Here is a 22,879-nt window from a genome sequence, read left to right on the forward strand (position 1 = left end):
CCGCCCGGCCCACCCGCCACCTCCAGTCGCGCCTCGGCCCACTCCTCGACCGCGACCAGCCGCAGCTCCTCCAGTTGCCGGATCGCCGGGGCCAGCACGCCCGCGTCGGCGACGTCCGCGAAGGCCGGACCGCGCCAGAGGTCCAGCGCCTCGCCCAGCAGCGCCGAGCGCGCGCCCGGATCGTCGTGCGCCCGGGCCCGCGCGACCAGCACCGCGAACCGTCCGGCGTCGACGTCGTCGGCGGAGGCGTGCAGCTGGTACCCGGCCGGCCGGTACGTCACCAGATCGGCGCCGACCGCCCGCCGCAGCAGCGACACCTTGGTCTGCAGCCCGCCGAGCGGGCGGGTCGGCGGCGTGTCGCCCCACAGCGCGTCGACCAGCCGGTCGGCCGAGACGGCGCGGCCGCGGTGCGCGAGCAGGACCGCGAGCAGCAGCCGGACCTTGGCCTCCGGAACTCGTACCGGGGCGCCGCCGGCCGTGGTGACCTCCAACGGCCCGAGCACCCCGAAACGCACGTCATCACGCTAGCCGAGCCGGGCCGCCAGCCGGCCGTGAGCGGATCGAAAGCGGCGCCGCGCACGCTCGGCGGGACCGCAACACGAAAGGACGGACACCATGACCGACCGCCACCCCGTCACCGTCGTCGGCCTCGGCGCGATGGGCCGCGAGATCGCCCGCGTGCTGCTGGAAGCCGGCCACCCGGCCACGGTGTGGAACCGCACGCCGTCACGTGCGGACGATCTGGTCGCCGAGGGCGCGACCCGCGCGGACACCGTCGCGCAGGCCGTCACGAGCAGCCCGCTCGTAATGGTCTGCGTGCTCGACTACGCCGCGACCCGCGAGCTGCTGGAGCCGGTCGCCGCCGAGCTGGCCGGGCGCACCGTCGTCCAGCTCACCACCGGCACGCCGCGGCAGGCCCGGGAGCTGGCCGCCTGGGCCGCGGAGTGCGGCATCGACTACGTCGACAGCGGCATGATGGCCACGCCGCCGATGATCGGCAGCGAGACGTCGCAGTTCCTGTACAGCGGCGACGAGGCGGCGTTCCAGCGGTACCGGCCGGCGCTGGAGCTGCTGGGCACCAGCCGCTGGTTCGGCGCCGACGCCGGACTGGCCTCGCTCTACGACCTCGCGCTGCTGTCCGGCATGTACACGATGTTCGCCGGGTTCCTGCACGGGGCGGCGATGGTCGGCACGGCCGGCGTCAGCGCCGCCGAGTTCGCCGCGTCGGCGGGGGAGTGGCTGCGCGCCATGACCGCCTCGCTGCCCTACGCCGCCGCGTTCGTCGACAGCGGCGACTACACCACCGACGTGCAGAGCGTGGAGTTCAACAAGGCCGCGCTCGACGTGATCGTGCAGGCCAGCGTGGACCAGGGCGTCGCGCCCGACCTCGTCGCGCCGATCCAGGAGCTGCTCGCCCGGCAGCTGGCGGAGGGACACGGTGAGGAGTCGTTCGACCGGATCATCGAGAGCATCCGGTCCCGGCCGGCCTGACGGCGAGGACGATCACTCGACCGGAGTGATCGCGATCCCGTGGCGCGCCGCGTGCTCCTCGCCCCAGGCGTAGAGGGCCTGGAGCACCGGCGCGAGGCTGCGGCCCTCGTCCGTGAGGTCGTATGTGACCGGTGCCGGAACGCCTTCGTGGACGGTCCGGGTGACCAGGCCGGCGCGTTCGAGCTCACGCAGTCGCTGGGTGAGCATCTTCTCCGTCAGGTCGGGCATGCGCCGTCGCAGCTCGCCGTACCGGTGGACGCCCTCCTTGAGGTGCGCCAGGATCACCGGCGTCCAGCGGCCGCCGATGACGTCGACGGTCACCTCGACCGGGCAGTAGTACCGCGTGCGAGCGACGCTCATGGCCGGCTCACCTCCACGCACCACAAGGTACGTTCTTGTCCGTGCCGGAGGCCGGTGGTGGACTCGTGGCGTGACCGTTCCGACACTGTACGAGTGGGCCGGCGGCGCCGCGGCGCTCGAGCGGCTGTTCACCGCGTTCTACGCGAGCGTGCGCGACGACCCCGAGCTGCGCGAGCTGTTCCGGGACATGGATCCGGACCATCCGCGGCACGTCGCGGCCTGGCTCGGCGAGGTGTTCGGCGGCCCACCGCTGTACTCACGGCAGCGTGGCGGGCACGCGCACATGATCGGCAAGCATCTCGGCAAGGCGATCACCGAACGGCAGCGCCGGCGCTGGGTCGAGCTGCTGCAGGACGCGGCCGACGATAGTGGGCTGCCCGCCGACCCGGAGTTCCGGGCCGCGTTCACCGGCTACGTCGAGTGGGGCAGCCGGATGGCCGTGCTGTTGTCGCAGCCGGGCGTCCGGCCGGGTCCGCCCGAGCCGATGCCCACCTGGACCTGGGCGTCGCCGCCGTGGCAACCGCCCGGCGGCGCCGCGGCCGAGTGACCGCCCGGCCCTGTCCAACGCCGGCCGGGCGGGTCTACGTGATCAACGGGGGAACGCCGCGAACCCCGCAGTGAGCTCCGGGTGATCAACCTGGCGGCCGCCGCACCCGGATGCCGTCCAGCGCCATCGTCAGTACCCGCTCCAGCTGGGCGGGGTCGGCGAACGGGTACATCGTGACGCCGCCGACCAGCCGCAGCACGTCGTCGAAGGAGGCGTCGGGGCGGGCGTCGCCGGATTCCTGGGCGCGGCGCAGCAGCGGCCGGCCCGCGGCGTCGATCGCCTTGCGGCAGGTCGCGAAGACGGGGGAGTCGTGGTTGAGCGCCTCGGCGATGGCCCGCTTCGTGGCCGCGTAGCTGACGAACCGGCGCAGCCATCCGGCCAGCGCGTCCCACGGCGGCAGGCCGGCGAGCTCGTCGGCGGCACGGCACAGCGCCTCGACCTCGTCGACGTAGACGCTCTCGAACAGGTCCTGCCGGGTGGGGAAGTGCCGGTAGAGCGTGCCGATGCCGACGCGGGCCCGGCGGGCGATGTCCTCCAGCGACGCGGAGACGCCCGCCTCGGCGAACGCCTCGCGGGCGGCGGAGAGCAGCTTCTCGTAGTTGCGGCGGGCGTCGGCGCGCTTCGGCCGGCGCGCGAAGACGTCGGCCGGCGCACTGCCCGCATCAGCCGACGTGCCGTCTCCCGCTGCCGCAGCGGCGCCGTCCCCATACGCCGCGCCGTTCGCGTCCGTCATGCCGTCACCTCCTACGTGAGCCCTTGCAAACGGAGGCAACCCTCCGTATGGTGATACGGAGGGATCCCTCCACATTATCGGCTGCTCCCCCTGCGAAGCATCTCACCTGCGGCTCTCCGAGCGAAGGAACCATCACGTCATGAAGGTCGGACTGCAGATTCCCAACTTCACCTGGCCGAACGGCCCCGCCGCGCTGGGCGGCGAGCTGGCCGCCGTCGCCCGCACCGCCGATCAGGCCGGGTTCGAGTACGTCGCGGTCATGGACCACTTCTTCCAGATCGCCGCCGTCGGCCCGACCGAGGACGACATGCTCGAGGCGTACACGACGCTGGGCTTCCTGGCCGCGCACACCGAGCGGGCCGAGCTCCTCACTGTCATCACCGGCGTCCACTACCGCGAGCCGGCTCTGCTGGCCAAGGCCGTCACCACGCTCGACGTGCTCTCCGGCGGCCGCGCCATGATGGGCATCGGCGCCGGCTGGAACGAGGAGGAGTCCCGCGGCCTGGGCTTCCCGTTCCCGTCCACCGCCGAGCGGTTCGAGCGTCTCGAGGAGGCTCTGCGCTACCTGCTGCAGATGTGGTCCGACGACGAGGGCCCGTTCGACGGCAGGTTCACGAAGGCCGAGCGGCTGCTGAACTCGCCGCAGTCGCTGAGCCGCCCGCACCCGCCGATCATGATCGGCGGCGGTGGCGAGAGGAAGACGCTGCGGCTGGTCGCGCAGTACGGCGACGCGTGCAACCTGTTCAACACGCCGGCGCTGCCGCGGAAGCTCGACGTGCTGCGCCAGCACTGCGCCGACGTCGGCCGCGACGACGACGAGATCACCAAGACCGTCTACCAGGTGCTCGACGTCGGCGAGAACGGCGCGCGCACCCAGGAGCTGATCGACGAGCTCGGCCGGCTCGCCGACCTGGGCGTCGACGCCGTGCTGGGCTCCGTGCCGACGGTGCCGCGCCTGGACGACCTCGAGCGCATCGGCGCCGACGTCATCCCGGTGGCCGAGAAGCTCTGACCCGCCGCTCCAGGGTCAGCCCGACGGCGACGGCGACGGCGCACACCACGCCGGCCAGCAGTACCGCCCACCGCCCGGCGGCCGTGCTCGCGGCGACGAGCACGGCCGCACCGGGCAGCACCAGCTGCTGGGCCAGCGTCCGCTTGAAGTGCCGGGCGTGCAGCAGCCACACGGAGAACAGGTAGATCGACGCCGGGATCGTGACGGCTGCGGCCGCCGCGTACACGGAGACGTGCGCGTGGTGGGTGGCGTGTTCGACGGCCACTTCCAGCCCCGCGCCGATGGCCGCCGCCGAGCCGAGGACGAAGTAGTGCCCATAGCCCCAGCGGAACGCCTCGCGGTTGCCGTGCAGGTGCTCGTGGATGGGCCCGGCGAAGTAGAACCAGAACGCGCTGAAGACGACCAGCAGCCCGCCCACCACGATCGGGACCAGGTCGTCGGCGGCGGACGACTCGTTCAGTGCCGACTGCACGGCCACGGTCGCGGCCGCGATGGTCTCGCCCAGCACGATGATCGTGAACAGGCCGTGCCGCTCGGCGATGTGGTGCGGGTGCCACCCGGTCCGCCGGGCTCGCTCCGCGATCACCGGGACGGAGAGGTCCGCGGCGGCCAGGATCACGAATCCGGCCGACCAGGCGGAATCTGGCAGCTGGAGCAGCAGGACCCAGGCCGTCTGCACCACCACCAGGCCGCCCGCGTAGCGCAGCGCCGTGGTGCGGCCGGCACCCGTCTCGCCGTGCGCCGCCCGCAGCCACTGGCCGACCAGCGCGAGCCGCATGATGACGTAGCCCGCCACCGCGATGCTGAAGTCGTCCTCGTCGAACGCCCGCGGAATGCCGGCGGCGAGCACCAGCACACCGCACATCTGCACGAACGTGGCGATGCGGTACGGCACGTCGTCGGTGTCGTAGGCCGAGGCGAACCAGGTGAAGTTCACCCAGGCCAGCCAGATGGCGAAGAAGACGAACACGTAGCCGCCCACGCCGGCGGCGAACGAGCCCTCGGCCACCGAGTGGACGAGGCGGGCGCCGGCCTGGGCGACCGCCACCACGAAGCACAGGTCGAACAGCAGCTCCAACGGGGTGGCGCTGCGGTGTGCCTCGTGCGGGCTGCGGGCTCGCATCCGTGGCCGCCGCAGCTGCTGTTCCGTCATGGTCGTGTCCCCCCGTCCGTCGCGACGCCCGTATCGTAGAGCCGCGCCGGTCGGCGGTCGTCAGCCGTCAGCCGTCAGCCGGCGGCGAGGGCGCGGAAGCGGCTGAGGTCGCCGCCGCAGGCCTGGGTGACCAGCTCCAGCGCGTCGGGGTCCTCGGACTCGTGCAGGTGCAGCGCCAGGACGGTGTTGATCAGCATGCCCTCGGCGAGAAAGTGGCTCGCCTCCTCGGGGGACAGGCCGGCCTCGTCGCGGACCAGCCGGTAGACGGTCAGGAACCCCTCGCGCCCGACCGGGCCGATCGCGGGGTCGCTGCCGAGGCTGAAGAGGTGCAGCAGCGACAGCAGGATGCCGCGGTCGGCGATGAGGTCGAGGTAGGCCTCGCCCAGTCGCCGGTCGACCGGCCGGCCGTCGTCGGCCTCGATGGCGGAGCGGAACGCGGCCGCGATGCGGCCGACCGCCCGCCGGGCGACCTCGACGAACAGGGCCTCCTTGCTGCCGAACGTCCGCACGACGTACGCCTGGCTGATGCCGGCCGCGGTGGCGATCTGGTCGGTGGTGGCGCCCGCGTAGCCGCGTTCGCCGAACACGACGCTCGCCGCGGCCAGGATCGACTCACGCCGCTCGGCCGCCGGGAGCCGGTGTCTCGTCTCCATGGTTGACATGTTATCAGTCGATTACTACTCTTCAAGTAATCAACCAATAACAACCTTCTGAGAGGTGCGGCGGATGAACGGCGTGCGACCCCGGCCGACATGGCTGCTGATCCTCGCGGCGTCGGTGCCGATGTTCATGGCGGCGCTGGACAACCTGGTCGTGACCAGCGCGCTACCCGTTCTGCAGCGCGAGTTCCAGGCCTCCATCGAGGAGCTGCAGTGGTTCGTCAACGCCTACACGCTGGCGTTCGCCGGACTGATCCTGGTCGCCGTCGCGCTCGGCGACCGGTTCGGCCGGCGCCGGGTGTTCGCGCTCGGGCTGGCGCTGTTCACGGTCGCGTCGGCGCTGTGCGCGGTGAGCGTGGAGTCGTGGCAGCTGATCGCGGCGCGCGCGGTCCAGGGAGCGGCCGCCGCGGCGCTGATGCCGCTCTCGCTGACGCTGCTGTCGACGTCGGTGACGCCGCGGCGGCGGCCGCTGGCCATCGGCGTGTGGGGCGGCGTGACGGGGCTCGGCGTCGCGCTCGGCCCGCTGGTCGGCGGCGCCGTGGTCGAGGGAATGAACTGGAACGCGATCTTCTGGCTGAACGTGCCGATCGGCGTGCTGTCGCTGCCGCTGGTGCTGATGGTGCTGCCGGAGTCGTTCGGCCGGCGGGTGCGCGTCGACCTCGTGGGCGTGGGGCTGGCCAGCACTGGGCTGCTCACGCTGGTCTTCGGCATCGTCCGCGCGGAGTCCGTGGGCTGGGGGAGCGCGCAGATCGTGTCGACGCTGGCCGCCGGCGTGGTGCTGCTCGGGCTGTTCGTGGCCTGGGAGCGGCGGACGGCCGACCCGCTGCTGTCGCTCGGGCTGTTCCACGACCGCGGCTTCTCGACGGCCAACGTGGTCGGCGTGCTGTTCAGCTTCGGCGTGTTCGGGGCGATCTTCATCCTCATCCAGTTCCTGCAGGTCGTGCAGGGGTACAGCCCGCTGGAGGCCGGCGTGCTGACGATGCCGTGGACGATGGCGCCGATGGTCGTCGCGCCGCTGGCCGGGCTCGCGGTGCCGCGCCTGGGCACCCGGCTGCCGATCGTCACCGGTCTGGTGTTCGTGGCCGTGGCGCTCGCCTGGATCGCGCTCGTCATGGCCGAGGACGTCGGCTACGGGCGACTCGTCGGGGCGTTCGCGCTGGCCGGCGTTGGCATGGGCCTGGTCATCGCGCCCAGCGCCACCGCCGTTCTCGCCACCATCCGCGACGAGGACAACGCGAAGGCGTCGGGCACCAACTCCGCGCTCCGCGAGGTCGGCGTGGCGCTGGGCATCGCGGTGCTGACGGCGGTCTTCACCGGCGCGGGTGGTGCACTGACGCCGACCGGATACGTCGACGCCGCGGTGGTCGCCGTGCTGGTGGGCGCCGGCGTCGTCGGGCTGGGCGCGCTGGCCGCCCTGGCGCTCCCGCACGGCCGGACGGGCCGATCCGTAGAGTCGGCACCGGAGGCGGCGATGAGTTCTCGGGCGCCCGCCGGTATCACCCGGTGACCGCACGGCCCACCGGGAACACCGGAGCACGCGATGAACCATGGCACGCTGGAGCGTTCCACAAACGGGGACGAAACAGGCACGCCAGGTGACGCTCAACGAGCAAGCGGTCACCGTCAGCGTGCCGAGGCCCGGCCTGGCCGGTTCCGCGGCGCGCTCGGGCCGCCGCCCGGCGACGGCGGCTCGTCGAGCGGCAGCCGCAGCTCGACCCGGGTGTCAGGGGCCAGGTTCGGCAGCCCGGCTACCCCGCCCGAATGGGACGAAACGGGGCGGCGGGTCAGGGCGTGACGGGGACGATCTCGGCCGAATCGACTCGGCCACCGGCCAGCTTCAGCAGGCCCATGGTGCCGTGCGGCTGCCGGCGCTTGTCCGTCGGCGAACCGGGGTTGAAGACGCGGAGGCCGCCGGACTCCTCGTTCCACGGGATGTGCGAGTGGCCGAACACCACCAGGTCGGCGTCGGGGAAGCGGGCCCGCAGCCGCGGCAGCCGCCCGGATGCCGGCCCGCTGTCGTGCAGCATCGCGATACGCACGCCGGCGACGGTGAGCCGCAGCTCCTCCGGTGCGCCCCACGCCGCGACGTCGGCGCCGTCGTTGTTGCCGAGCACGGCGTGGACAGGCGCGAACGCCGCCAGCTCGTCCAGCACGGACGGTACGCACACGTCGCCGGCGTGCAGGATGAGGTCGACGCCGTCGAGCCGCTCCGCGACCGCCGGCGGGCAGGCCTTCCAGAACCGCGGGGCATGCGTGTCGGCCAGCACGGCCACCCGCGCGACGTCAGCCATCGCTGGCCCGCGCGACGGTGATGATCAGGCGGCTGTCCGGGGCGAACGGCCGGCGGTCCCACCAGCCATACCGTTCCTCGACGGTGAATCCGGCCGCCGTCAGCAGCGCGTCGAGGGTGCCGGCTGCGGTGAACCGCAGGGTGGCGCGGTCGACCCGCAGCGGCGTGCCGTCGCGCGTCCCGGTGGTCTCCGTCAACGTCACCAGACCGTCCACGACCGCTTCGACGTGGTGCCAGACCCGCAGCTCCCGGCCGGAGTCGTCGACCACGTCCGTGCCGTTCTCCGGGCGCCACGACTCCCACTCGCGCGTGCCGGGGTTCCGGGTCTCGAACGCGAACCGGCCGCCGCCGGCCAGCGCCCGGCGGATCGCCGCCAGTGACGCCGTCAGGTCGTCGTCGCCCACCAGTTCCTGGAACGCGTTCCCGGTCATGACCGCCAGCTCGAACTCGCCCGCCGCAGTGAGGTCGGCGGCCCGGCCCTCGACCCACTCGACGTCGGAACGACGGCGGGCGCGGGTCAGCGCGGCGTGGTCGGGATCGAGACCGCACAGCCGGCCGGTGTGCCCCTCATCGCGGGCACGGCGCAGCAGCCCGCCCGGTCCGCAGCCGACGTCGAGGACGGAGCCGGCGGCCATGACCCGCTCGAGGTAGAAGTCGTCGCCGGGGCCCCAGGGATTGAGCACCTCGTAGAGCGCCGCCACGTCGTCGTCGGTGTACACACGGCCAGCCTAGGGCCGCTGACCTGCGCGTCAATCGAATATGCACGCGATGTGGACGCCGCCGCGATTGCCTCGGGACGTGACCGGGAGACCCGATCCGCGACGACACGAACCGAGGAGTACTGACATGACCGAGCAGAAGATCATCGCAGTGGTGGGCGCCACCGGGCAGCAGGGCGGCGGCGTCGCGCGCGCGATCCTCGACGACCCCGAGCGCCGGTTCGCCCTCCGGGCGCTCACCCGGAATCCCGACTCGCCGACGGCGAAGGACCTGGCCGCCCGCGGTGCGGAGCTCGTCGTCGCCGATCTCGACGACGCGGCGAGCGTGCGGGCTGCGCTCGACGGCGCCTACGGCGGCTTCTTCGTCACCGCGTTCTGGGAGTACAACTCCGTCGAGCGCGAGCAGCGGCAGGCCCGCACGCTGGCCGACGCCGCCGCGGCCGCGGGGCTGCGGCACGTGGTCTGGTCGACGCTGCCGGACACCCGCGAACACATCGACCCCGACGACCACCGGGCGCCGACGTTGGGCGGCGGCTACAAGGTGCCGCACTTCGACAGCAAGGGCGAGGCCGACGCGTACTTCGCCGAGGCCGGCGTGTCCACGACCTATCTGTCGACGACGTTCTACTTCGACGCGTTCGCCGACTTCTTCCGGCCCGTCCGCGACGAGGACGGCGTGCTGGCGCTGCGGGTGCCCATGGGCGACAGCAAGCTGCCCGGGATCGCCGCCGAGGACATCGGCCGGACGGCGTTCGGCATCTTCGCCCGCGGTCCTGAGCTGGCCGGGCAGACGGTGAGCATCTCCGGCGAGAACCTCACCGGCGCGGAGTACGCGGCGGCGTTCAGCAAGGAGCTCGGCGTCCCGGTCGAGTATCGGCCGATGAGCCTGGACGAGGTGCGCGCACTGCCGATGCCTGGTGCCGACGACATCGCGAACATGTTCTTCTTCTACGCCGAGCACGAGGACGCCTTCGCCGGCGCGCGCGTGCCGGAGCGGGTCCGCGAGCTCAACCCGCAGCTGCAGGACTTCGCGACCTGGCTGGCGGGCCACCGCGACGCGTTCGCGGACCTCGTCTGACGGGAATAGCGCCTCACGGCCGGTCGTTGCCCCCATGGGCGGCGACCGGATCCGGAGGAGGCGCGCGTGGCGGACGAGCCGCGGTTCGAGGTGCTCGGGCCGGTGCGTGCCTGGCGCGGTGACCACGAGCTCCCGCTCGGCTCGCCGCAGCAGCGGGCGTTGCTGGCGTTCCTGCTGCTCCAGGACGGCGCGCCGGTGACGGTGGGGCAGCTGACGGCCGCGCTCTGGGACGACGAACCGCCGCCGGCCGCGCTCGGCATCGTCCGGTCGTACGTGTCGCGGCTGCGCCGGGTACTGGGGGCGTCGGTCGTCGAGTCGGTCGCCGGTGGCTACGCGGTCCGCCCGGGGCCGGCCGACCTGCGCCAGTTCGAGCGGCTGCTCGGCGTCGCGCGCACGGCGCAGCGCTCCGGTGACGCCGAGGGGACGGCGACGGCGGTGCGCTCGGCGCTAAGGCTCTGGCACGGCACCCCGCTGGCAGGGATCACCGCGGACTTCGCGGAGTTCGAGCGGGTCCGGCTGGCCCAGTTGCGGCTGACGGCGCGCGAGGACCTCGCCGCGGCCGACATCGCGGCCGGACGGCCTGCTGAGGCCGCCGCCGACCTGACCGAGCTGGTCGCCGAGGAGCCGCTGCGGGAACGGCCGCGCGAGCTGCTCATGCTGGCGCTCTACCGGTCCGGGCGGCAGGCCGACGCGCTCGCCGTCTTCGCCGACGTCCAGCGCCGGCTCGCCGACGAGCTCGGCCTCTACCCGGGACCGGACCTGCGCGAGATGCAGCGGCGGATCCTGGCGGCCGATCCCACGCTGGACGCCCCGGCGGCGCCGCCGGTGCCCGCTCCGGCGGCCGAGGCCGCCGCGTTCGCCGTCCGGCCCTGCCAGCTTCCGCCCGACCTGCCACGGTTCGCCGGCCGCCGGGACGAGCTCGCCCGGGTGGCCGCCGCACTGACGGCGTCGGGCGCGAGCGTGCCGGTCGTCGGCATCGAAGGGCTGGCCGGCATCGGCAAGACCGCGTTCGCCGTCCACCTCGGACGGACCCTCCCTGACTTCCCAGACGGTCATGTCTTCGTCGACCTCGGCGCCTCCGCCGACCCGCTGGCCGAACTGCTGCACGGCATCGGCGTGCCCGCCGCCGAGCTGCCCGAGTCGCCGGGCGAACGGGCGACCCTCTGGCGGACGCTCACCAGCGACCGGCGGCTGTTGGTCGTGCTCGACGACGCCGGCGACGGTGAGCAGGTGCGGCCACTGATGCCCGGATCCGGCGGAGCCGCGGTCGTGATCACGTCGCGGCAGCGCGTCTACGGTGTGCCGGCCGCCCAGTGGCTCACGCTCGGCCCACTTGCCGAGGAGGACGCGCACGCCCTGCTCGAGTCGCTGGTCGGTGCCGACCGCCTGCGGGCGGAACCGGACGCCGTCCGGGCACTGCTCAGCGGCACCGCCGGCCTGCCGCAGATCGTGCAGGCGATCGGCGAGCGGATCGCGTCGCGGCCGGGCTGGAGCATGGCCGACGCGGTGCGCCGGCTGGGGCCGCCGGGGCCCGGCGCGCCGGTGCGGCCGCCGGAGTGCGCCACCATCGAGGCGCCGTACCAGTCGATGCTGGCGCGGCTGGCGCCGGAGCAAGGTCGGGCGTTCCTGCTGCTCGCGGTGGCGGACCTGGCCGAGGTCTCGGCGGCGACGGCGGCCGACGTGCTGGACCTGCCGCCCGGCGCCGCCGCCGCGCTGCTGGAGTCGCTGGTCGACCAGCACCTGCTGGCGCCGACCGGGCCGCAGACCTACGCGTTCCCGTACCCGCTACGCGTCTTCGCCCGGGGACGCGCGCTGACGGCCGATCGCGATCCCGACTTAATTGGGGCAATCGCCTAATTGCCGGCCGTGCCCTTTTGGTCTGTGACGTCGATCACGAAGGTGCTATGTCACCGACCACAGGAGCCGACATGCGCCGACGCACGTTCCTCGCTGGAGTCGCCGGTCTGGGAGTGGGGGCGGCTCTGACCCCCAGCGCTGCCCACGCCGAACCACAGTCCCGGCCGAACGGGCCGTGGCTGCAGCCCGAGCAGACCGTTCAGAAGGTCGCCCTCACCGCCAACACCGATCTCGGGCCGAAGCTGGCGGCCATCGCCGCACGGTCGAAGGGCCGGATGGCCGTGGAGGTGGCCGGGCAGTCCGCCACGGGCTGGCCGATCCACCTGGCCCGGTTCGGCGAGCCGGAGGCCGGGAAACTCCCGGTGCTCATCCAGACCCAGATCCACGGCGGCGAGCCGCTGGGCACCGAGGTGGTGCTCCACCTCATGCAGACGCTCGCGACCAGCTCGCACCCCACGGTCCGGCACGTCCTCGACCGGCTCACCATCTGGTTCATCCCGCGGCTCAACATGGACGGTGCCGACTTCCGCGACGAGACCGGATTCCTCGTCCAGCGGCGGCAGAACACGCAGACGTGGACGCCGCAGGAGTGGGGTCTCGACCCCGCGGCGCCGGCGCCGTGGTACCTGCCGCGGTCGCTGCTCCAGCCGGGCCGCGTGTCCGGCTACGACATCAACCGCGACTTCCACCCGGACCTGACGTTCCGTCTGAAGCCAGGCGACGAGGCGCTGCTGCCGGGCATGTCCGAGCTGCCGGGGTTCTTCGTCACGCCCGAGGCGCGCACGTCGGCGGCGATCTTCCAGCGGCTGCAGCCGGAGATCTTCATCGACCACCACCACCGCGGCAGCAACGTCGAGTCCGAGACGGAGAACCAGCTCACGACGCTGCAGGTGATCGGCCTGGTCACCGAGGGCACGCCGGAGTTCCCGCTCGACCCGGCGGTGCGCGACCTGAGCTTCCAGCTCAATGTGCTGGTCTGGGACGCGCTGCGCTCGATCGGCGAGTCGCCGTTCGGCGGCATCACGCGCTACCCCGACGTCGAGCTGCCCGGCACCGCGCTCGGCTCGTACGCCCTCAACGGGGCCGGGATCATGCTCTACGAGACGCGGTCCGCGGCGCAGAAGTCGATGGGCATGCTGATCAAGCAGTCGCTGCTCGGCATGGGGGTGACGCTCGAGGCCCTGGCCAACGGCGAGATCGACGCCGTCGACCCCGCCCGCTACTTCGACATCCCGCCGGCCGGGCCGCGTATCGGCAACCCGCGGGACCTGTGAGAGGAGACCTCCATGCGCAGACTCGTCAGCGGGCTCGCCGGCGTCGGCATGCTCGCCACCCTCCTGACCGGCGCCGCGACGGCGGCGTCGGAACCGGCGCACGTGCCCGGCGGGCCCTGCCTGCAGCCGGATCAGAACGTCAGCCTGTCCAGCGTGGCCGGCTACGCCGACGTCATCCGCGAGCTGGACCGGATCGAGCGGACCAGCAAGGGCCTGGTCAGCGTCGCGTCGGCCGGCACCTCCGGCGAGGGGCGCGAGCTGTACTACGCCACCGTCGGCACCGGCCCGACGACGTTCTGGCTGCAGGCGCGCATCCACGGCAACGAGCTGCACAGCACCGAGGCCGTCCTCCAGATCCTCGACTACCTGGCCAGCGGCGCCCCCGACGCCCGATCGATCCGCGAGAACCTCACCGTCGTCGTCATCCCGATGTACAACCCCGACGGCGCCGAGGCGAACATCCGGCAGAGCACCACGCCGAACCGGATCGACCTCAACCGCGACTGGGAGAACTTCGCCCAGCCCGAGACCGTCGCGTTCTGGAAGCTGTGGCGCGACGTCGCGCCTGAGCTGGCGCTGGACCTGCACCACATGGGCCAGGCACCGGTCGTCGAGGGCACGAACGACCTCAACCAGTTCCAGATCGGCGCCCGTTCCATCGACCCCAGCCGGATGACCGCCGAGCAGTGGCTGACCAACCGGCAGATGGCGATGGCGAGCGTCGACGCGCTGGAGCGGTACGGGCTGGCGAACGTCGCGCACTACCCGCTGATCGACATCACCAACGCCGGGCTCAGCCGGATGCTCATGGGCGGCACCGCGCCGGCCGGTGAGCAGCCGGTCCTGCAGAGCCCGACCAAGGGCGCGATCTTCTACGAGGTCCGCTCCGTGGGACAGAAGAGCAACGGGCAGCTGGAGAACCTCTTCCGCATCCCGACGATGGCAGTGCTGCGGGCCGCTGCCGACGGGTCACTGGCCGCGCAGGACGTGTCTGGGTACGAGGACCTGCCGTTCGCCAGCCAGGAGCAGTGCGGCGAGTCCTGATCCATCGAACCCCGGGGCCGGTCCGTTACGTGCACGGGCCGGCCCCGGCTCACGGGTGTGTCTCCACAGGCCGGTCGATTCGGCGGAGTCGTCCACATATCGCCGATCGGGCCTACCGGAGGTCGCTGGGCTCGCTGAGGGTGGTCGTATGTCCGCCCGGCTGCGCATCCTCCCGCCCGACGTGGCCGAGCTCATCGACCGGTGCTTCGGTGTGGTCGACATCGCCGCCGCCGCATGGGCCGGCATCGACGAGAGCAGGCTGCGACGGCTGGCAGCCGCTGGGCTGCTGGTCCGGCTCGCACCCGGCTGCTACGGCTCGGCCGCCGTCCTGGCCGCCGCATCGTCGTGGACGAAGCATCGGCTCCGATCGAGGGCCTTCGCCTTGTACAGCGGCGATTCGACGTTCCTGACCGGCTGGTCCTCGGTCGTGGTCTGGGAGCTGCCGACGGTCGGCCCGGCACCGCGGCGTGTCACCGCGATCCGGTCGAGCGATACCCGCCACAAGCTCCAGCAAGGCGTATACGGCGACATCAGGATCGTCTCGGTCCCGCAGGGCCAGGCGCGACGGGTGCAGGGCGTCGGTGTCATGAGTCCGGGCTGGGCTGTCGCCGACGCCGCCCGGTCGGGCCCGGTGCTGCCGGCGCTCGTCGCCGCCGATGCCGCGGCGGCAGCCGGTCACGATCTGCGTGCAGGAGTCGTCGCCATGGCCGGATGGCCGGGAGTCGGGCGGGCGCGGTGGGTGGCCGAGCACGCCGACCCCCGGGCGGAGTCGCCGCTGGAGACGCTCGGGCGGTTCACGTGTCTGCAGTTCGACCTGCCGCTGCCGGTGTGCAACGCCTGGGTCGGCGAGGGTGAGCCTGAGTACCGGGTCGACGGTCTGTGGCCGTTCCACGGGGTGGTGTTCGAGGCCGATGGTGCGCTGAAGTATGACAATCGTCCCGACGCGTCCCGGATCGTGGCGCGGCAGGGCGAGCGCGAGTGGCGGCTGCGGCGTCTGGGCCTTGACGTCGTCCGGTTCGGGTGGGATCTCGCCTGGCGGAACCGGGAGGAGCTGGCGGCGCGGTTCGCCGGACTGCTGCGCGAGCACGCCGGGCGCGAGCGGCCGGTGCGCTGGTGGAAGCACGTACCAGGCACCGGCGCCGTCGATCCCGAGCCGGCGGACTGGCCGTCGCCGAGTCCGAGCGGCATCGTCCTCCCGGCCGGCTGGGACCAGTGATCCGCCGCCGTCGATGCCCGCCGAACCGGCGTATGCCCGCGAAACAGGTGCATGGAGTCTCCGACGGGCCGCTATCCGCCGGATTCACGGGCATCCGGCGGATTCACGGGCACAAGGGCGCGCGGCTGCGGGTGGCGGCCAGCGCGCCCAGCGCGAGCGTGATGGCGAACGCGCCGTACGCGACCGGCGCGCCGTCGTCGAGGCTGGCCAACGCCCCGCCGCCGGCCCGGCCGAGCAGCCCGCCGATCGCCTCGGCCGTGATCACCGCCGTGGCCAGCTCGGCCGCGAGCGCCTCGCGGCGCGGCGCGGCGGGCGCGAGACTGGCCGGCGGCGTGGTGGAGCGCAGGTAGAGCCCGGGGTAGGCCAGCCCGACCCCGGCGCCGCCGACGGTCCAGGCGACCAGTGCGGCGGCGAACTCCCGTGGCCCAGCAGCCAGCACGGCCGCCGCTGCCGCCGTCAGGGCCAGCCCGGCCGCCGGGACCTGCCGCTCGGGCGCTGCCCGGGTGACCAGCAGGCTGGTCAGCGCCCACGCGATCGGGGCGGCGCTCAGCACGACCGCCGCACGGGCGGGGCCGACGCCGTACTCGTCGGTCAGCAGGACGGTGATGAGGCTGTCGGCCCCGCCGTACCCGGCGCCGAACAGCGTCATCGCGGCCAGGGCCGCGGGGGCGCCGCGCCGCAGCCGAGCCGTCCCCGCGGGGAGCAGCACGACCGTCCCGGCGACGGCGGCGAGCGCACCCGCCGCGGCGGCGAGCCAGACGCCGTCCGCGAGCACGACGGCGGCCGCGCCTGCTGGGACCAGCAGCCCGGCCGGCCGCAGGTGCCGCCCGTCGCCGGACGGTGCCGCCTCGCCGCGGACCGCGCTCACCACCAGGAACCGCCCGGCCAGCACGACCGGCACCGGGGCCAGCAGCGCCCACCGCCAGCCGGCCACGTGCTCGAGCGCGAGCGTCGCGGCGGGGCCGACCATCGCGGGCAAGATCCACATCGCCGACGACGCTGCGACCACCTTCAGACGCAGCCGCACGCTCAGCCGCCGGATCGCCACGCTGATTCCGAAGACCGCGAGCAGGCCGCCCGCCGCGCCGGCGGTGAACTGGCCGAGCGCGAACACCCACGCGTGCTGTGCCGTCGCGGCGACGACCAGCCCGCCGACGTAGAACACCGTCCCGAGCGCCAGCGTCCGCCCGGCGCCCAGCCGGCGCAGCACCGTCCCCGCCAGCGGCATCGCGACGAACAGGCCGAGCGTGCCGCCCGCGATCAGCAGCCCGAGCCGGTCGCGGGCGCCGAGGTCGGCGGCGATGATCGGCAGCAGCGTCGATGCGACGAACGTGCTGACGGCGGCGGCGAACTCGAGCGCGACGATGCCCACGGCGAGCCGTCGATCGTCCACCTTCCTGCTCATGCGAGCATGCTAGCAATCTAGTGCCGCCCACCACGAGCAGGCGGCGGTCGCGCTGGTCAGGGCGCGAATCAGTGACGCGAATCACTAGGACGGGGAACGGCGCAACGACGGTCAGCCGGCGGCGGGAGTGATGTCGAGACTGACCTCGTCGCCGACGGCGGCACCGGCGGCCTCCAGCGCCGCCTTGCTGACGCCGACGCACAATCCGCCACCGGTGACGAGCATCGTGCTGCCGGTGAACGGCGCGTCCTCGATGGTGCCGGTCACACGGTATTGGCGGCGCCCGCCGAGCTCGGCGACGAGCTCCGCCGGGACGTCGACGACCGCCAGGCCGCCGGGCTTGTCCTCGCGCCAGCGGCGCACCCGTCCGGTGAACGCCACCATGCAGGCAGTGTGCCACCGAGCGCCCCGCCTCTCCATGATCATCAACCTTTGTGCTGCGATCACGACACAAGAGGTCGATGATCATGGGAGTCACCGGCGACCAGGGCCATACTGGCGGTATGGCCGTCGACGTCGTGACCGAGGTCGTCATCGCCCGGCCGCCGGAGGAGGTCGCCGCCTACGCCGGCGACCCGACACACGCGCCCGAGTGGTACGCGAACATCGAGTCGGTGAGCTGGCAGACGCCGCCGCCGATGGGCGTGGGGTCGCGCCTGGACTTCGTCGCCCGGTTCCTCGGCCGCACGCTCGACTACACCTACGAGGTGGTCGAGTCCGGCCCGGACCGGCTGGTCATGCGGACGGCGCAGGGTCCGTTCCCGATGGAGACGACCTACACCTGGGAGCCGGCGGGCGACGGCGGCACGCGCATGACGCTGCGCAACCGCGGTGAGCCGGCCGGGTTCGCCAAGGTCGCCGGGCCGATGATGGCGGCGGCGATCCGGCGAGCGAACGAGAAGGATCTCGTCAGGCTCAAGCAGATCCTGGAATCCGGCGCTCGATGACCGGCGCCCGTTTCGACGAGGGCCGCCGCCCGGCTCGCGCTGGAGACCGGCGAGACGCTCTACGCCGAGTTCGGCCGCCCGGTCCGCGCCGGCTGACGCCGTCGGCCGTCAACGCATCCGCGGGTCGTTGGCCGGGGCCGTGCTGACCTGCAGGCCGAGCGCGTCGGCGACCAGGCCCCAGTCGACGTAGGAGAAGTTGGTCGCGTCGCGCTCCGGGTCGACGTCCGGGCCGGTCTCCGGCTCGTCGTGGGTGACCAGCAGGCCTTCGCGGTAGTCGCCGACGACGCGGTTGGTGACCGCAAGGCCGTCCGAGCCGTTGACGCCGTCGATGCCGTCGCCCGCGACCCGGAAGGTGCCCAGCGCCGAGTTGTGGCCCGTCGTCGAATAGACGGCGAACCGGTCGTCGCCCTGGCTGGAGACGAGGACGTAGCCGACCCGGCCGCGCCCGTAGTAGACGTCGACCCCCTCGGCGTCGGCGACCAGGTTCGGACCGCCGAGTCCGGGCTGGTCCGGGTCGACCGGCACGCATTCCTCGGTCTCCTCGTCGTAGACGTCGTGGACGCCGAAGTCGGCGACCTCGTCGATCAGCCGCGGCTCGCCGGTGCCCAGCGGCAGCGGGATCCGCCACAGGCCGACGTCCTCCTGGGTCGCGTACAGCACGTCGGTCCGCTGGTCGACGGCGACGCCCTCGAGCTGCGGGCCGACGCCTGGCTCCTCGCACGGGACCCAGGTGCCGCCGTCGGGGAGCGGGAAGCGGTCCGGCAGCTTCAGGTGCTCGACGTCGGCATAGGCGACGGTGCCGTCGCGCCGGGCGACCAGGCGGGCGGTCGCGATGGTCGTCGCGCCCTCCTGGGTCACGACGGCGTACGTGTCGCGGTCGTCCGGCTGCCAGACGGCGACGCCGTACGCGGTCTGCTCATTCGAGACCGTCTCGCGGTCCGGGCTGAACAGGAACTCCTGCTCCGGCGCGGTGACCTCGCGCAGCGGCGTCGCGGCGCGCGAGCCGGCCGGGTCGATGGCGAAGAACCGCAGCTGATCGTTGTACCGGTCCGAGACCACGGCGACGTCGACCGTCCGGCCGCCCAGGCGGACCCCGTAGGCGATGTCGACGTTGTTGTACCGCCCGTCCACGCCGTCGGCGCGCGGTGCCGGGGCGGCCGGCAGCCACTGCACCTCGCGAGAGTCGAGGTCGTAGACGCGCAGCCCGCCCTCCTTCGCCGTCACGATCACGATCGACCGGCCGGAATGCTCCGGGTGCACCCAGATCGCCGGATCGTCGCCGGAGGCGTTGCCGCCCTCCTCGTCGTCGTACAGCACCGGCGTTTCGTTGTCCGTGGTGACGACGGCGGGCGGGGTGACCCTCGGCGCGCCGGCGGCCGGCAGCGCGAGCGTGAGGGCGATCGGGACGACGGCGGCGAGGGCGGCGGTTCGGCGCATGATCGGGAGCCTGCTCCCGCAACCCTGCCGCCCGCGTGGCCGGTGAGCGAACGCTCGGCGAACACGTGCGGACCTACGCTTGATCCGTGCTGATCGTGCTGCGTCCGTCGGAGACGCAGGCCCGGCCGGCTCGCGGCCGCGGCCTGGACGGCGCCCGCGGTGGCGCCGCGTCGTCATCGTGTCGTCGCTGTTCGGGGCGCTGCGTCTGGGCGACCGGGTGCCGTCGTACCGGCTGCCGACCTGCGCGCGCCTCGACGGCCTCGCCCTGGGTGCTCGACGTGCGAGTCAGCTGAGCAGGAATGACCGCAGTGCGGCGCCGAGGCGCGCGTCATCGGCCGGCTGGTCCGGGTACTCGGCGTGGCCGGCGGCGAGGACCACCAGTTGCTTCGGCCCCGGGATCGCGTTGTGGACGGCGAACTGGCCGGGCGGCGGGACGGCCGGGTCCCACAGCGCCGGCGCCACGAGCATCGGGATGCGCAGCCGCCGGGCCGCCGTCGCCGCGTCGAAGAACCGCAGCACCTCGCGTGCCGCCGGATGCCGGGCGACGTGCAGGCGGACCGCCTCGCCGCTGCCGGTGCAGGGCATGGTGAGGCGCAGGTCGTGGTTGCCGAAGCTGGGCACCGTCAGGGCGCCGCGGTCGAACCGGTCGTCCCAGGGCAGCGCCAGCGCGCCGATGCCGCCGCCGAAGCTGGCGCCGGCATAAGCGACCCGGTCCGGCGGCTCCGGGAGCAGCGCCAACAGCGCCGACGCCGCGCACCAGACGTCGGCGGCGCTGCCGCCGTGCACGTATGTCTCGGCCGACGCGATGCCGTGCAGGACGTGCTCGGCCGACACCGCCGGGATCCCCGGCACCAGCCCCCGCATTGGCAGCCCGCGCGATGCGGCGAACAGGACGGCGGTGCCGGGCAGGGCCAGGCCCGGGTCGGGCTCCTCGCGGCCTCCGTACCCGTGCCCGACGACCACGGCGCGCTCCACTCTGTCCGGCGGCAGCCACAGCCAGCCGCCCAGCCGCACCCCGTCCAGCGAGGTGAACTCCACGTCGTGCCAGCCGGGACGGCCGGGCACCGGCCTACTGGCCGGCGCGGGGTCCACCGCCAGCGCCCGCTCGTAGAGCGTCGTCCAGAACCCGGCGAAGCCGGCCGGTTCCGCCGACGCGCCCACCGTCAGCAGGGCCGCCTGGTCGTAGCCGTACGTGGCGTCGAAGGCGTCGGGGCCGAACCAGGCGTCGTAGGGCATAGGCACGACCCGTGACGCTAGCGAACCGGGTGCTCGCGGTGGTGCGCCGGGCCACCCGCCTGGGTCAGCGGGGCTCGCGGAACCACACCGCCAGCACGGCGGTGATGCCGGGCAGGGCGAGCAGGACCGGGATCGTGCTGCCCAGCCACAGGGAGACGTACTGGTCGTAGGGGTCGCCGCCGGCCCCGGCGACCGCGGCCAGTGGACATTCCCAGCACGAACAGCGTGGTCACGGTGGCGCGCACGCCGCGGTCGCGCTTCGCCGCCCAGATCGCCACCAGCCAGCTGGCCAGCCCGAGTACCGACGGAGTGCCTGTGGCGAACCACCGTGCTGCTGATTCGCGAGACGCCGCGCCGTGCCGCTGACGGCATGGAAGCAGCTGACCACCACCTGGGAGTTCCGCAGCATGGCGACGGAGAGTCAGCGTGCCCTGGTCCGACGCTCGACTCCGGGACGGCCTCGTCCTAGCTCGGCTTCGCGGTGTCGGCGGCGTGGAGCGTGCAGCGCAGGACGACCGACGCCTGATGGGGATTGGGCACTGGCGCTGAGAGCGCGGGTCCTCCTGCGCGCTCTCGTTGTGTGTGCCAAGTCACAGAACCGGTCACCCGCGTCGCTCTAGCGTCGCCGCGTCCTGACGTTCTATGGCGAGCTGGAGGTTCGGTCATGACGAATGCACAGGCGACATCGCGTACGGTCGCGCTCCCGGCGCGGGTCGGCGCCGGGATCGTGGGGGGCCTCGTCGGTGGTGTGGGGTTCGGGATCCTCATGCAGGCGATGGACATGATGCCGATGGTGGCGGACCTGATCGGCAGCACGTCGGAGAGCGTGGGTTGGCTGGTCCACCTGTTCAACTCGGCCTTGTTCGGTGCGATCTTCGCGCTCCTGTTCGGGCGCTGGATCGGCGACCTCGGCCCGGCGGCCGTGCTGGGGCTGCTCTATGGCGTATTCTGGTGGCTGGTCGGGGCGCTGTGGATCATGCCCGCATGGCTCGGAATGAGCGAGATGATCTTCGAGATCGGCAACGCTCAGTGGCAGAGCTTCGTCGGCCACCTCTTCTACGGCCTGTTGCTCGCCGTCACCTACGTGCTGCTGGCGCCTCGGCTGGCACGGCGTTGACGGCCGTCCGGAGCGGGACGGTGCTGTGGCGTCGTATTGTCTGACGGAAGGGCTCGATGCCCTGAACAGACAGCCGTGGGGTGAGCGTCCGCCGCCGTGGGCGCCGGGCCGGCGTGAGGAGGCGTCACGCATGGAGCGGCTGGCCGCTGAGCCGGACAAGCTGTGGTGCCTGTCGGAAGTCGACATCTTCCGCGATCTGTCCGATCAGGAGATGCAGGTCATCGCGGACAACGCGCCGATGCGCACGTATGCGGCCGGTGAGCTGCTGTTCTCCCCGCACAACCCGGTCGAGGTGCTGTTCATCCTCAAGCGCGGCCGGGTGCGGGTGTTCCGGATCTCCGGTGACGGCCGGGCGCTGACGACGGCGATCATCTCTCCTGGGACGATCTTCGGCGAGATGGTGCTGCTCGGCCAGCACATGTACGACAACTTCGCCGAGGCGCTGGACGAGGCCGTTGTCTGCGTGATGAGCAGGGCGGACGTCCACCGGTTCCTGCTGGCGGACCAGCGCATCGCGATCCGGATCGCGGAGATCCTCGGCCAGCGGCTGGTGGACATGGAGCGCCGCTTCACCGACACCGTGTTCAAGAGTGTCCCGCAACGGATCGCGGCGACGCTTGCGATGCTCGCGCGCCAGAGTCCGCGTTCGGGCTTCCTGGCGCGTGGGCAGCAGATCACTCTCACGCACGAGCAGCTCGCCGCACTGGTCGGGACGTCCCGGGAGACCGCGACCAAGGTACTCGGCGAGTTCGCCGACAACGGTCTGCTCCGCCTGGGACGCGGTCGCATCACCGTGCTGGATGCGGCCAGGCTCGACGCCGAGACGGGTACCTGAGTCGCGCAGGGCCCGTCGACGGCCACCGCCGCCCGCAACGTCCGGTCGCGCACCACAGGGCCGGCCGTCGTGATGGCGGCCATCAGTGCGGCCACTCCCACTGCCGTCGGTGTCGTGCTCGATCTGGGCTGTACCCAGATCGCCGGATGTAGAGGGTGTCCGGGCGGTAGCTGGTCACCCGCATGGCTGTTGCGCACAAGCCGATCGGTGGCGTTTCGGCGCGTGCCCCGACGAAACACGTGACGTCTTGTCTCGGTCCATCTCTATGGAAGCGGAAACTTATAAGCGAGGTCAACTCAGTCGCGCATCCGCGAAACTACCTATTCTTCGAACCTCGCGTATGTGGTTATCCGCAGACGCGGACTGTTCGGGCGCGCTCCGCGTCCTTTCCGGAAGTGAGTTCATGTGCCGACGCGTTCAGCGGGAACGTGGCAGCGAGTGCCTGGATGTCCGTTTCCGTACACATATA

Annotated in this window: 24 protein-coding genes; 13 read left to right on the top strand and 11 right to left on the bottom strand. The window is 72.8% G+C overall.

The features are described 5' to 3' along the window. The coding region (locus tag E1262_RS27635) for an AfsR/SARP family transcriptional regulator (RefSeq protein WP_203454561.1) at positions 1 to 515 on the bottom strand (515 nt) is incomplete at its 3' end. A gap of 100 nt (positions 516 to 615) precedes the next feature. On the opposite strand from E1262_RS27635, the gene E1262_RS27640 reads away from it, so the two are divergent. Next, positions 616 to 1,491 (top strand): NAD(P)-dependent oxidoreductase, encoded by an 876-nt coding sequence (locus E1262_RS27640; protein ID WP_132107572.1) that lies wholly within the window; start codon positions 616 to 618, stop codon positions 1,489 to 1,491. Between the two features lie 12 nt (positions 1,492 to 1,503). Here the strand turns inward: E1262_RS27640 and E1262_RS27645 are convergent, their stop codons facing one another. Beyond that, complete coding sequence (locus E1262_RS27645; RefSeq protein ID WP_132107573.1) at positions 1,504 to 1,851, bottom strand: winged helix-turn-helix transcriptional regulator; 348 nt, start codon at positions 1,849 to 1,851, stop codon at positions 1,504 to 1,506. A 70-nt stretch (positions 1,852 to 1,921) separates the two neighbouring features. On the opposite strand from E1262_RS27645, the gene E1262_RS27650 reads away from it, so the two are divergent. Further along, on the top strand, positions 1,922 to 2,398 hold the full coding sequence (locus E1262_RS27650) for a group II truncated hemoglobin (RefSeq protein ID WP_203454563.1): 477 nt from the start codon (positions 1,922 to 1,924) through the stop codon (positions 2,396 to 2,398). 85 nt (positions 2,399 to 2,483) lie between these two features. On the opposite strand, the gene E1262_RS27655 is transcribed toward E1262_RS27650, so the two are convergent. Further along, the gene (locus E1262_RS27655) at positions 2,484 to 3,131 is read right to left on the bottom strand and encodes a TetR/AcrR family transcriptional regulator (RefSeq protein WP_132107574.1); all 648 of its coding nucleotides are present in this window, start codon (positions 3,129 to 3,131) and stop codon (positions 2,484 to 2,486) included. A 139-nt stretch (positions 3,132 to 3,270) separates the two neighbouring features. Here E1262_RS27655 and E1262_RS27660 point away from each other — a divergent pair, with 139 nt between their 5' ends. After that, positions 3,271 to 4,143, top strand: a complete 873-nt coding sequence (locus E1262_RS27660) for an LLM class F420-dependent oxidoreductase (RefSeq protein ID WP_132107575.1) — start codon at positions 3,271 to 3,273, stop codon at positions 4,141 to 4,143. Here E1262_RS27660 and E1262_RS27665 read toward each other — a convergent pair. Continuing rightward, on the bottom strand, positions 4,118 to 5,296 hold the full coding sequence (locus tag E1262_RS27665; RefSeq protein ID WP_132107576.1) for a low temperature requirement protein A: 1,179 nt from the start codon (positions 5,294 to 5,296) through the stop codon (positions 4,118 to 4,120). The two genes, E1262_RS27660 and E1262_RS27665, sit on opposite strands and share 26 nt — an antisense overlap. A gap of 74 nt (positions 5,297 to 5,370) precedes the next feature. Then, a complete protein-coding gene (locus E1262_RS27670) occupies positions 5,371 to 5,949 on the bottom strand; it encodes a TetR/AcrR family transcriptional regulator (protein WP_132107577.1) in 579 nt (192 codons plus the stop codon). A gap of 73 nt (positions 5,950 to 6,022) precedes the next feature. Here E1262_RS27670 and E1262_RS27675 point away from each other — a divergent pair, with 73 nt between their 5' ends. Then, complete coding sequence (locus tag E1262_RS27675; RefSeq protein WP_132107578.1) at positions 6,023 to 7,462, top strand: DHA2 family efflux MFS transporter permease subunit; 1,440 nt, start codon at positions 6,023 to 6,025, stop codon at positions 7,460 to 7,462. Positions 7,463 to 7,739: 277 nt separating this feature from the next. Here E1262_RS27675 and E1262_RS27680 read toward each other — a convergent pair whose 3' ends face one another. Both E1262_RS27680 and E1262_RS27685 read right to left on the bottom strand, forming a co-directional pair. Next, on the bottom strand, positions 7,740 to 8,246 hold the full coding sequence (locus tag E1262_RS27680) for a metallophosphoesterase family protein (RefSeq protein WP_132107579.1): 507 nt from the start codon (positions 8,244 to 8,246) through the stop codon (positions 7,740 to 7,742). Then, on the bottom strand, positions 8,239 to 8,964 hold the full coding sequence (locus E1262_RS27685; protein WP_132107580.1) for a class I SAM-dependent methyltransferase: 726 nt from the start codon (positions 8,962 to 8,964) through the stop codon (positions 8,239 to 8,241). The genes E1262_RS27680 and E1262_RS27685 overlap by 8 nt, the downstream gene beginning before the upstream one ends. A 127-nt stretch (positions 8,965 to 9,091) precedes the next feature. Between E1262_RS27685 and E1262_RS27690 the strand changes: the two genes are divergently transcribed. The 5 genes from E1262_RS27690 to E1262_RS27710 all read left to right on the top strand — a co-directional run bounded on the left by E1262_RS27690 (position 9,092) and on the right by E1262_RS27710 (position 15,433). Then, complete coding sequence (locus tag E1262_RS27690) at positions 9,092 to 10,042, top strand: NmrA/HSCARG family protein (protein WP_132107581.1); 951 nt, start codon at positions 9,092 to 9,094, stop codon at positions 10,040 to 10,042. 66 nt (positions 10,043 to 10,108) lie between these two features. Next, the gene (locus E1262_RS27695) at positions 10,109 to 11,899 is read left to right on the top strand and encodes an AfsR/SARP family transcriptional regulator (protein ID WP_132107582.1); all 1,791 of its coding nucleotides are present in this window, start codon (positions 10,109 to 10,111) and stop codon (positions 11,897 to 11,899) included. 71 nt (positions 11,900 to 11,970) lie between these two features. Further along, entirely contained in the window at positions 11,971 to 13,173 is a 1,203-nt protein-coding gene (locus tag E1262_RS27700; protein WP_162606117.1) for a M14 family zinc carboxypeptidase, read from the top strand. 12 nt (positions 13,174 to 13,185) lie between these two features. Beyond that, positions 13,186 to 14,217, top strand: a complete 1,032-nt coding sequence (locus tag E1262_RS27705; protein WP_132107584.1) for a M14 family zinc carboxypeptidase — start codon at positions 13,186 to 13,188, stop codon at positions 14,215 to 14,217. 148 nt (positions 14,218 to 14,365) lie between these two features. After that, entirely contained in the window at positions 14,366 to 15,433 is a 1,068-nt protein-coding gene (locus E1262_RS27710; protein WP_132107585.1) for a type IV toxin-antitoxin system AbiEi family antitoxin domain-containing protein, read from the top strand. A gap of 103 nt (positions 15,434 to 15,536) precedes the next feature. On the opposite strand, the gene E1262_RS27715 is transcribed toward E1262_RS27710, so the two are convergent. Beyond that, positions 15,537 to 16,838: an MFS transporter gene (locus E1262_RS27715; RefSeq protein WP_132107586.1), complete on the bottom strand. Its 1,302-nt coding sequence runs from the start codon at positions 16,836 to 16,838 to the stop codon at positions 15,537 to 15,539. A 111-nt stretch (positions 16,839 to 16,949) separates the two neighbouring features. Beyond that, entirely contained in the window at positions 16,950 to 17,222 is a 273-nt protein-coding gene (locus E1262_RS27720; protein WP_162606118.1) for a DUF1905 domain-containing protein, read from the bottom strand. A gap of 119 nt (positions 17,223 to 17,341) precedes the next feature. Between E1262_RS27720 and E1262_RS27725 the strand changes: the two genes are divergently transcribed. After that, positions 17,342 to 17,785 (top strand): SRPBCC family protein, encoded by a 444-nt coding sequence (locus E1262_RS27725; protein WP_132107588.1) that lies wholly within the window; start codon positions 17,342 to 17,344, stop codon positions 17,783 to 17,785. Between the two features lie 108 nt (positions 17,786 to 17,893). On the opposite strand, the gene E1262_RS27730 is transcribed toward E1262_RS27725, so the two are convergent. Further along, entirely contained in the window at positions 17,894 to 19,222 is a 1,329-nt protein-coding gene (locus tag E1262_RS27730) for a phytase (protein WP_132107589.1), read from the bottom strand. Between the two features lie 285 nt (positions 19,223 to 19,507). Then, positions 19,508 to 20,458 carry an acetylxylan esterase gene (locus E1262_RS27735; protein ID WP_132107598.1) on the bottom strand — a complete coding sequence of 317 codons (951 nt, stop codon included), beginning with the start codon at positions 20,456 to 20,458 and terminating at the stop codon, positions 19,508 to 19,510. Between the two features lie 11 nt (positions 20,459 to 20,469). On the opposite strand from E1262_RS27735, the gene E1262_RS31120 reads away from it, so the two are divergent. The 3 genes from E1262_RS31120 to E1262_RS27745 all read left to right on the top strand — a co-directional run bounded on the left by E1262_RS31120 (position 20,470) and on the right by E1262_RS27745 (position 22,410). Next, positions 20,470 to 20,628 carry a hypothetical protein gene (locus E1262_RS31120; protein ID WP_203454566.1) on the top strand — a complete coding sequence of 53 codons (159 nt, stop codon included), beginning with the start codon at positions 20,470 to 20,472 and terminating at the stop codon, positions 20,626 to 20,628. Between the two features lie 596 nt (positions 20,629 to 21,224). Then, the gene (locus E1262_RS27740; RefSeq protein WP_203454567.1) at positions 21,225 to 21,575 is read left to right on the top strand and encodes a hypothetical protein; all 351 of its coding nucleotides are present in this window, start codon (positions 21,225 to 21,227) and stop codon (positions 21,573 to 21,575) included. 130 nt (positions 21,576 to 21,705) lie between these two features. After that, positions 21,706 to 22,410 carry a Crp/Fnr family transcriptional regulator gene (locus E1262_RS27745; RefSeq protein WP_203454568.1) on the top strand — a complete coding sequence of 235 codons (705 nt, stop codon included), beginning with the start codon at positions 21,706 to 21,708 and terminating at the stop codon, positions 22,408 to 22,410. The last annotated feature ends 469 nt before the right edge of the window (positions 22,411 to 22,879 follow it).

The organism is Jiangella aurantiaca (genome assembly GCF_004349105.1).
Taxonomy (GTDB): Bacteria; Actinomycetota; Actinomycetes; order Jiangellales; family Jiangellaceae; genus Jiangella; species Jiangella aurantiaca.